Below are 7,698 nucleotides of genomic sequence, written 5' to 3' on the forward strand. Positions count from 1 at the left end.
CTGGGTCAAAGACCCTGAGCGTTACGGTGTCGCCGAGTTTGACAAAGAGGGAAATGTCCTCTCCATCGAAGAAAAACCGCTCACACCGAAAAGCTCCTATGCGGTCGTCGGATTGTACTTTTATCCAAACAGTGTTGTAGAGATTGCTAAAAATATCAAACCCTCTGATCGCGGCGAACTGGAAATTACAACTGTTAACCAAGTGTATCTTGCACAAAATGCTCTCAAAGTTGAGCTTATGGGACGTGGATATGCATGGCTCGATACGGGAACCCATGAATCTCTTTTGGAAGCGAGTCTCTTTATTCAAACGATTGAAAATCGACAAGGACTCAAAGTCGCCTGTATTGAAGAGATCGCTTTTGAAATGGGTTATATCTCGAAAGAAAAACTTTTAGAATTAGCTCAACCGCTGAGCAAAAACCAATACGGTCAATACCTGATCCGAAGAGCCCATGAAGGAAAAGCAATTTAATGACCTTTACACGTACCGCCATCCCTGATGTTATCCTCATTGATCCCAAAGTGCATGGAGATGCACGTGGTTATTTCGTCGAAACCTTCCGAGCCGATAAACTCGAAGCATTTTTAGGTTTTTCAGCCCCTTTCTGCCAAGACAACGAGTCTAAATCGTCCTATGGAGTATTGCGTGGATTGCACTATCAGCTTCCTCCATACGCCCAAACTAAACTGGTACGGGTCATCGAGGGAGAAGTGCTCGATGTGGCAGTCGATATTAGAGCAGGTTCACCCACTTTTGGTCAGCATGTAGCGATCAAACTCTCAGGCGAAAATAAACGTCAACTTTTTATCCCTCGAGGATTCGCGCATGGATTTGTGGTGCTCTCTGAGAACTGTACTTTTGCCTATAAAGTCGACAATTACTATTCTCCCGAATGTGATCGCGGAATCGCTTTTAATGATCCGGTATTAAACATCGATTGGATCGTTTCGACAGAAAAACTTCAACTCTCAGCCAAAGATACCCAACAACCATTATTTGCTGATGCAGACCATTTCACTTTTGGAAATGATTTGTATGCCTAAAGTTCTCGTTACCGGAGCTTCCGGACAATTGGGTTCGGAAATCCAAGCAATAAGTGCCTTGTATCCCCAATACACTTTTACTTTTGCCGATCGTTCAATGCTTGATCTTGGCAATCTATGCAAAATGGAAGATTTTTTCGAGGGCAAGATATTCGATACTATTATCAACTGTGCCGCTTACACTGCCGTCGACAAAGCAGAAAGTGAAAGTGATCTGGCCGATACCATCAACCATCGCTTTGTCAGTATGCTCTCTAAAATTGCAAAAGCCAAAAACATCGCTCTTATCCATATCTCCACCGATTACGTCTTTGACGGGAAGAATCATCGTCCTTACGTTGAGAGCGATCCGACCGATCCGCAGGGGGTCTATGGACGGACTAAACGCGACGGCGAAAATGCGATCCTCTCCGTCGCTCCGGCGAACACGATCATCATCCGTACTTCATGGGTCTATTCCTCTTTCGGCACTAACTTCGTTAAAACGATGTTGAGACTAGGTAAAGAGCGTGATAGCCTCGGTGTTATCTTCGATCAAATTGGAACCCCTACCTACGCACGTGATTTAGCAGAAACGATTTTAGAGATCCTTCCAAACATCAATAATCGAACCCCTGAAATTTACCACTACAGTAACGAGGGATGTGCTAGCTGGTACGATTTCGCCCGTGCTATTTTTGAACTCAGCGGTGTGGAATGCAACGTAAATCCGATCACGACCGATCAATACCCGACACCAGCTTCGCGTCCCCACTACAGCTTGCTCAATAAAGCAAAAATAAAAAATGATTTTAACCTCTCCATCCCGTATTGGAGAGATTCACTTAAACAGTGTTTGAATACATTAGGAGAAACCAAATGAAAACTATTCTCGTTACCGGATGCGCCGGATTTATCGGGAGCAACTTTGTCCCCTATTTTTTAGCCAAATATCCTGATGTCCGTCTCATCAATCTCGATCTTCTCACCTATGCGGGAGATATTGAAAATCTCGCTGAAGTCCAAAACAATGATCAACATATTTTTATTCGGGGGGATATCTGCGACCGTTCATTGGTCGAATCCCTCTTTGAAACCTACGATATTCGCGGTGTCATCCATTTTGCCGCAGAGAGCCATGTCGATAACAGTATCAAAAATCCAGGCGTGTTTGTCCAGACCAATGTCAACGGAACCTTTACCCTCATCGATGTTGCTTATAAAGCGTGGATGGAAAAACCGTTCGTCTATAAAGCCGGATTTGAGGGATGCCGTTTCCACCACATCAGCACCGATGAGGTGTATGGAACCCTCAGTGATGACCCAAGTGATCTGTTCACCGAAGAGACATCATATGCTCCTAACAGCCCCTACAGTGCCTCTAAAGCGGGATCAGACATGATTGTGAGATCATATCATCATACTTATGGGATGAACACCGTTATCACCAACTGCTCGAACAACTACGGACCGAAACAGCATAACGAAAAACTGATCCCAACCGTTATCCGCAAAGCACTCTCTGGTGAGAACATTCCCGTATATGGGGATGGTAAAAATATCCGTGACTGGCTCTATGTACTCGATCACTGCAAAGGGATCGATCTGGTCTATCACAGCGGACGTAGTGGAGAAGTCTATAACATCGGCGGACGCAATGAGCGCAACAACAACCAGATCGTTGAACGTATCTGTACCCTCCTCGATGAAATGGCTCCTCGTCATTCTGAACTTGATTCAGAATCTAAATCTTACAAAGAGCTCATTACCTACGTCGAAGACCGTGCAGGACACGATCGCCGTTACGCTATTGACGCAACCAAGCTGGAAAATGAATTAGGCTGGAAAGCGGATGAGAACTTTGATACCGGTATCGTGAAAACGATAGAGTGGTATTTGAAAAAATACTCACAGGCTATCTAAAATGTCCGTTTTAAAAGAGGTAAAACGAGCACTGATTCTCCGTTGTGGAGCATTGGGAGATTTAGTCTATGCTACGGCAGTTATCGATGCACTACACTCACAATACGGTGATATCACTATCGACTTTATCACAACACCCGGAACTGGGAAACTGTTTGAAAATGATCCCCGTATCCATCAAACTTTTCCACTCAAACATAAAAAACTCCCGATTTGGCTCAGCCCTCAAAAACGTGCAATTATCCGTTATTCACAAAAACATCCCTATGACTTGCTCATTTCACTGGAATTTGGGAAACAGTTTAAAAGCCTTATCAACGCAATTCATGCGACTCACAAAACAGGTATGGGGATTTTAGAGACGGCAGAAACCCAAAATATCAATCGAGGTGAAGCAACCAAGCACTACTATCGGGATGTTATTGATCCGACTATCCTTCTCAAAGCGAAACCCATCCTATTCGGAAAATCATTTGAGGAACTTAAAACAAAAGTTTCTCTTCCTGAACGCTACATCGTTATCGCCCCCAGCAACTCTCATAATCAGAAAAAAGGGCTCAACTATCGGGCATGGCCGTTTGAGTATTGGAAATCCCTGATCCAATCTCTTGCTGCCGATACACCGATCGTTATCGTCGGTGCACGGGGAGAAGAGGCATTTTTTGATCAAATCAAACCTTACCCTGAAAATGTCATTGCCCTCGTGGGAATGCTTTCGATCTCTGAACTGATCACTACCGTTCAACATGCTGCGGCACTTATCTGCACCGACTCGGCGACAGGGCATATCGGAGCAGCCGTCGATACACCCACGTTTATACTAATGGGACCCAACAACCCTGTCACCGACAGCCCCTATAAAAGCGATACGAACTCAGTACACCCTATCTCATTAGGACTGCCGTGTTCCCCTTGCTATAAAACAGAGACGATGAAACAGTGTCGGGACAATATCTGCATGAGTCAGATTACGCCGACAGAAGTATTGAAAAAACTTACAGCCGTTTTAAACTAATTTATCTAGGATTTTGATGCACTTTAAATCTCTTTCCCCTAATCAGCTCTTTAATTGGCTTACCGTTGCGCTGGCTTTTTCGATACCTTTATCGATTGGAGCGTATACGCTTATATCCGCTCTGTTGGCCATTGTATGGATTTGGGAAGGGAATTGGAAAATCAAATGGAAAATGATTCGAGAACAAAAAGTTTTTTGGTTCATATCACTTTTTTTTCTTTACTATTCATTGACATTAACTTGGAGTGATCATGTAGCTGAAGGTTTGGACTATTTACGAAAATTTTACTTTTTTTTACTTCTTCCTATGTTCTATACCTCATTACGGTCTGATTATTTAGCACCTATCCTCAAAGCTTTTTTAGCTGCTATGATCATCAGTGAAGTGTTGTCGTATCTCATTTTTTTCGAACTAATGCCGTTTCAATACAAACCGACATGGTCACCTGCCGATCCTTCTCCTTTTATGTCACGAGGTATATATAGTTTTTTCCTATCATTTACAGTCCTTTTAATGGTTATTAATTTGTTTGAAAAACGCCACACACCATTACGTACTGCCATCTATCTCTTATTTATTATCACTATGCTTTCCAATCTTTTTATGAATGCGGGACGAACCGGACAAATAGCGGTTGTAGGTGGTTCAATCATTTATCTTCTTACTTATTTTAAATTTAATCTTTTAAAAACATTCTCCATCCTTACTCCGATCATAGCAACGGTTTTTTTTCTTGCTTATCAAATGAGCCCCAATTTTAATCAACGGAGTCTCGAAACAATCAACTCTATTGCCTATATGACACTAAATGGAACTCCCCTGAGCGATGACAGTACCGGACAGCGTGTCATGATTTGGGAAGTAGGTATGAGCATTGTTAAAGATAACCTCTTGGTTGGTATCGGGCTTGGGGATCATACAGATGTATATAAATCTGTTATTACAAACAATTTTTCAACTTATCCCTCTTTTATGTCCGGATTTACCGATTTTCACAATACCTATCTTCATATTACGGTCAATGGAGGCATACTCGCACTCCTCCTTTGGCTGTTGCTCTTATGGTCGTTAGCCACTTCACTAACTATTGAGCCCAAATACCGTTCCATCGGAGCTATTATGCTAGGATTATTGGCTCTTTACATGATGATAGGTAATCTTCCTGCATCCTATTTAACGATTTTGTTCGTTCTCATCATGGGAATCACTCTCAAACGGCCTTCTGATGATTTTAGGAACTCTGTAGTACAATAAAAGACTTCATTTATCAGGTATGCAATGGAATTCCCAAAAACAACCATTATCATCTCCGTTTACAAAGATACAGAGGCACTTGGTTTTATATTGGATAGCTTAGCTAATCAAACGCTCCCCGCCGATGAGATTATCGTTTCTGAAGATGGTGATTCGTCCGAAATGCGTGAATTTATCGCTACACAAAAAGACCGTTTCCCTCATCTCCTCCATCTCACACAACCGGATGATGGCTGGTGGAAAAACAAAGCGATGAACAATGCAATCCAAGCCTCATCGAACGAATACCTGATTTTCATCGACGGAGACTGTGTCCCCTACAGTACCTTCATCCAAGCGCATGCCGAAAATGCCCAAAAAGGGATCGTCCTCTGCGGCAAACGGTTCGAACTCGGACCTAAATTTACCGAACGGGTCAAACGCCATGAGCTTACCGTCCGTGATATCGAAAAAAAATTCTTTTGGTATCTGCCATTCATGATTGCCGATGATGCACGTCATCCCGAAGATGGTTTAACCTTTAAATCGCACTCTTTCATCAGCCGTCAGATTCATAAACGCTATGTTCGTCATATCATCGGATGCAACTGGTCATGCTACAAAGAGGATTTTCTGAAAATCAACGGTTTTGACGAAACGTACCGTCTCCCCGCCGAAGGAGAAGATGTCGATCCGAGCTGGCGCTTTCGGGGGATGGGGATAGAACTAAAATCATGCCGAAACAATGCCAATATCCTCCATCTCTATCATCCGAAACGCTTTAGTGCAGTTGAAGGGGATGTGAATAAAGCAATTATGGAAAAACATCGTGCGGAAAATGCATTTTATTGTAAAGATGGGATTATTAAGGAGTCATAATGAAAGTTTTATTACTTGCGGGTGGATTTGGAACACGATTAAGCGAAGAGACCGATATTCGTCCAAAACCTATGGTTGATATAGGTGGAAAACCGATCCTTTGGCATATTATGAAACTTTATAGCCATTATGGGTTTAATGAGTTTGTCTTATTGCTTGGATACAAAGGATATTATATCAAAGAGTATTTTGCCAACTATTTTCTCCACCAAAGTGACGTAACGCTCGATATCCAAACCGGTAAAATGGAAGTGCTAAATAACTCCAGTGAACCTTGGAAAATCACACTTTTGGATACCGGATTAGACAGTATGACCGGTGGACGTGTTAAGCGGGCACAGGATTTTGTCGGTGATGAACCATTTATGCTAACATATGGAGATGGTGTCAGTAATATTAACATTTCAGATTTGGTGGTATTTCATAAATCTCACGGTAAAGCGATGACAATGACCTCCGCACAGCCAGACGGTCGTTTCGGTGCATTAAACATCGAAGACAATAATCAAGTAACCCATTTCCTCGAAAAGCCAAAAGGAGATGGTGGCTGGATAAATGCCGGATTCTTTGTTTGTGAACCCAAAGTCTTCGACTACATCACCGAAGGGGATTCTACAGTATTCGAACAAGCGCCGTTACAAAACCTTGCGCGAGACGGAGAGATTTTCACCTATAAACACGATGGTTTTTGGAAACCTATGGATACTCTCAGAGATAAACAAGAACTTCAAAAACTTTGGGAAAGCAAAAAAGCTCCGTGGAAAGTCTGGTAATGCAAAATCTGTTCGGCGGTCAATATAAAGGAAAAACTGTTCTTATAACAGGACATACAGGATTCAAAGGGTCATGGCTAGCATTGTGGCTTAACGAAATGGGTGCCAATGTCATTGGTTATTCCCTAGAGGCTCCGACAGAGCCAAATCATTTAGACCTTTTAGCGCTTAATATCATTTCTGTTATCGGAGATATCCGAGATTTAGAGCTCTTAAATAAAACATTTGCAACCTATAAACCGGAGATCGTTTTTCATCTAGCCGCCCAACCGCTGGTACGCCTTTCCTATGAAAACCCGATCGAAACCTATGAGACCAATGTTATGGGGACCCTTAAAGTGTTTGAAGCCTGTCGAGCCAATGGTGTAAGAGCCATTGTCAATATTACAAGTGACAAAGCGTATGAGAACCGAGAATGGGTATGGGGATACCGTGAAAACGATCCAATGGGGGGATATGATCCCTACAGCTCTTCCAAAGGGTGTGCCGATATTCTTGCAGCCTCATATAGAAGCTCCTATTTTAATCCCGAAGAGTATAAAAAATCGCATAACACTCTTTTGGCGTCCTGCCGTGCTGGGAATGTGATCGGTGGCGGAGATTGGGCGAAAGACCGTCTTATGACCGACATTATGCTCTCCGTTTCCCAAGGGGAAAAAGTCAGTATCCGAAATCCGAATGCCACCCGCCCTTGGCAGCACGTTCTCGAACCGCTCAGCGGATATCTCGCTATCGGACAAAAACTGCTCGAAGAACGGGTTGAATTTGCAGAAGCTTGGAATTTTGGCCCCAGCGATGAGGGAAGCATCACCGTCGAAGAGGTCGTAAACCATGTCAAAAAGCATTGG

9 protein-coding genes are annotated in these 7,698 nt (G+C 43.0%); all 9 read left to right on the forward strand.

The window, feature by feature from the left end; translation table 11 throughout:
- The coding region (locus A3G19_RS04700) for a sugar phosphate nucleotidyltransferase (protein ID WP_294870827.1) at positions 1 to 475 on the forward strand (475 nt) is incomplete at its 5' end.
- Entirely contained in the window at positions 475 to 1,047 is a 573-nt protein-coding gene (gene rfbC / locus A3G19_RS04705) for a dTDP-4-dehydrorhamnose 3,5-epimerase (RefSeq protein WP_294870829.1), read from the forward strand. The genes A3G19_RS04700 and rfbC, both read left to right, overlap by 1 nt.
- Positions 1,040 to 1,909, forward strand: a complete 870-nt coding sequence (gene rfbD / locus A3G19_RS04710; RefSeq protein WP_294870831.1) for a dTDP-4-dehydrorhamnose reductase — start codon at positions 1,040 to 1,042, stop codon at positions 1,907 to 1,909. The genes rfbC and rfbD overlap by 8 nt, the downstream gene beginning before the upstream one ends.
- Entirely contained in the window at positions 1,906 to 2,949 is a 1,044-nt protein-coding gene (gene rfbB, locus A3G19_RS04715) for a dTDP-glucose 4,6-dehydratase (RefSeq protein WP_294870833.1), read from the forward strand. Before rfbD ends, rfbB begins: the two co-directional genes overlap by 4 nt.
- Position 2,950: 1 nt before the next feature.
- Positions 2,951 to 3,964: a glycosyltransferase family 9 protein gene (locus tag A3G19_RS04720; RefSeq protein WP_294870835.1), complete on the forward strand. Its 1,014-nt coding sequence runs from the start codon at positions 2,951 to 2,953 to the stop codon at positions 3,962 to 3,964.
- Between the two features lie 16 nt (positions 3,965 to 3,980).
- Positions 3,981 to 5,219 carry an O-antigen ligase family protein gene (locus A3G19_RS04725; protein ID WP_294870837.1) on the forward strand — a complete coding sequence of 413 codons (1,239 nt, stop codon included), beginning with the start codon at positions 3,981 to 3,983 and terminating at the stop codon, positions 5,217 to 5,219.
- Between the two features lie 24 nt (positions 5,220 to 5,243).
- Positions 5,244 to 6,077 carry a glycosyltransferase gene (locus tag A3G19_RS04730; RefSeq protein ID WP_294870839.1) on the forward strand — a complete coding sequence of 278 codons (834 nt, stop codon included), beginning with the start codon at positions 5,244 to 5,246 and terminating at the stop codon, positions 6,075 to 6,077.
- The gene (gene rfbF / locus A3G19_RS04735) at positions 6,077 to 6,850 is read left to right on the forward strand and encodes a glucose-1-phosphate cytidylyltransferase (RefSeq protein WP_294870841.1); all 774 of its coding nucleotides are present in this window, start codon (positions 6,077 to 6,079) and stop codon (positions 6,848 to 6,850) included. The genes A3G19_RS04730 and rfbF overlap by 1 nt, the downstream gene beginning before the upstream one ends.
- A partial coding sequence (gene rfbG / locus A3G19_RS04740; RefSeq protein ID WP_294870843.1) for a CDP-glucose 4,6-dehydratase occupies positions 6,835 to 7,698 on the forward strand: 864 nt, incomplete at its 3' end. The genes rfbF and rfbG, both read left to right, overlap by 16 nt.

Origin of the sequence: Sulfuricurvum sp. RIFCSPLOWO2_12_FULL_43_24, from assembly GCF_001829605.1 — a bacterium.
Taxonomy (GTDB): Bacteria; Campylobacterota; Campylobacteria; order Campylobacterales; family Sulfurimonadaceae; genus Sulfuricurvum.